Annotated in this window: 1 protein-coding gene; it reads right to left on the bottom strand. The window is 53.6% G+C overall.

What is annotated here, in order from left to right; translation table 11 throughout:
• Positions 1-20: 20 nt before the first annotated feature.
• Positions 21-1,325, bottom strand: coding sequence for an IS5 family transposase (locus tag C8P63_RS18665; protein ID WP_108026912.1), 1,305 nt, complete (start codon positions 1,323-1,325; stop codon positions 21-23).
• Positions 1,326-1,422: the final 97 nt, after the last annotated feature.

Here is a 1,422-nt window from a genome sequence, read left to right as displayed (position 1 = left end):
CTAGAAGCGTTGTGATCTAATCAGATTTCAGCCCTTTGAAAAGAAACAGACAGCTGATTCGGGGGCCAAAGAGACTGGCCCGTCATGTTGAACCAGCCCGCTCCTTCCCCCGCCGGGCTGTGGCGGTGAAGAAAATGAGCCATCCGCTTTAGGTTCTGCGTGATGGCTGTCATGCGAGTCTGGATCTGTATACGCCAAAGACGCCGACCCCGGGCACGGTCTAACCCATGCCATTCTTTCCCTTCGGCGAAGAGATGCTCGATTCGTTTTCGTAGGTGGCGAACATAGGCTGTGATCGGCTGGCGGTTCAACTGACGGACCGTATTGCGTGCCTTTGCCCACTGAACTTTCAGCTTTCGCCGACGGAGTCGATCCAAGGAAAATGTGCGTCGTTTCCAAGTCGGGATCGGTTCTTCCTCTTCCTTTTGCAGGGCAATATGAGGATCGAACCCCAGTTCAATCGTTTCCTTCAGAAAGTTTTTCTCCGCATAGCCTTTGTCGGCAGCCAGTTTCCGTCGTTGGGAGGGATGAGGAAGCTGCTGTTGAACCTGGGCAAGCAAACGGCGTCCCACTTGGGTTTCCGCATCTCCAGTAGCCAAAGTGGCTTCCGCCGCAAGAATGACCCCGGACGGAACATCAGCAACATAATGACCGAGATAACTGAGACGGGTTTCTTTTCCCTTTCCTTTTCGGTACAGACGGGCATCGGGATCGGTCTTCGACCGGTGCGTGGCATTGGAAAACCGTTCGCCGTGAAAATCCGGGTTCCCGGCCTGCCGGGGAGGCGAAGAGGGAGGTTCATCATCGTCCTCATCTGAATCGCTCTCTTCCATTTGCAAAACGGTTCCGATCCGTTCCAAACTGTTCACGGCAGCCCGGGCCGGAATTTGGGTCCCATCGATGGCCAGGGTATCCCCTTGCACCAAGCCCCTTTCAATACACTGTTGAACGATCTGAGCCAGGATCGAGTCCAACAACCCCGCTTTCGCCCAGCGTTCCCGGGTTTTGATCAAGGTACTGCGATCCGGTACCGGATCGTTAAAGTCCAACCGACAAAACCAACGATACCCCGCGTGCATCGTCAACTCCTGATGCAACCGGTGGTCATTCAGATTAAACAGATAGCCCAGGAGCATGGCACGAAAGGCCACTTCAGGATCGATGGAAGGACGTCCTTCCGAAACATAAAGGGGCTCCACCATCGGTCGCAGAAACGACAGATCCAGTGCCCGATCGATGCGACGAAGGAGATGATTCTCCGGGATCAGGTCCTCCAGATTCACATATTGAAACAAGGCATTCTGTGGGCTCTGTTTTCCCAGCATGAAGATCTCCTCCGTTCCGTTCAATCCTTTTGTAATGAATTCTACAGATCGGACAGAAAACCTGGCTTGACAACGGACTTTTTCACAACGCTTCTAG

It is taken from the genome of Melghirimyces profundicolus (genome assembly GCF_003054245.1).
GTDB lineage: Bacteria > Bacillota > Bacilli > Thermoactinomycetales > DSM-45169 > Melghirimyces > Melghirimyces profundicolus.
This window is presented reverse-complemented; position numbering and strand designations above follow the sequence as displayed.

Excerpts from the sequence above, each read along its gene's own strand:
- C8P63_RS18665 (WP_108026912.1), bottom strand. The coding sequence starts at position 1,325 with ATGCTGGGAAAACAGAGCCCACAGAATGCCTTGTTTCAATATGTGAAT.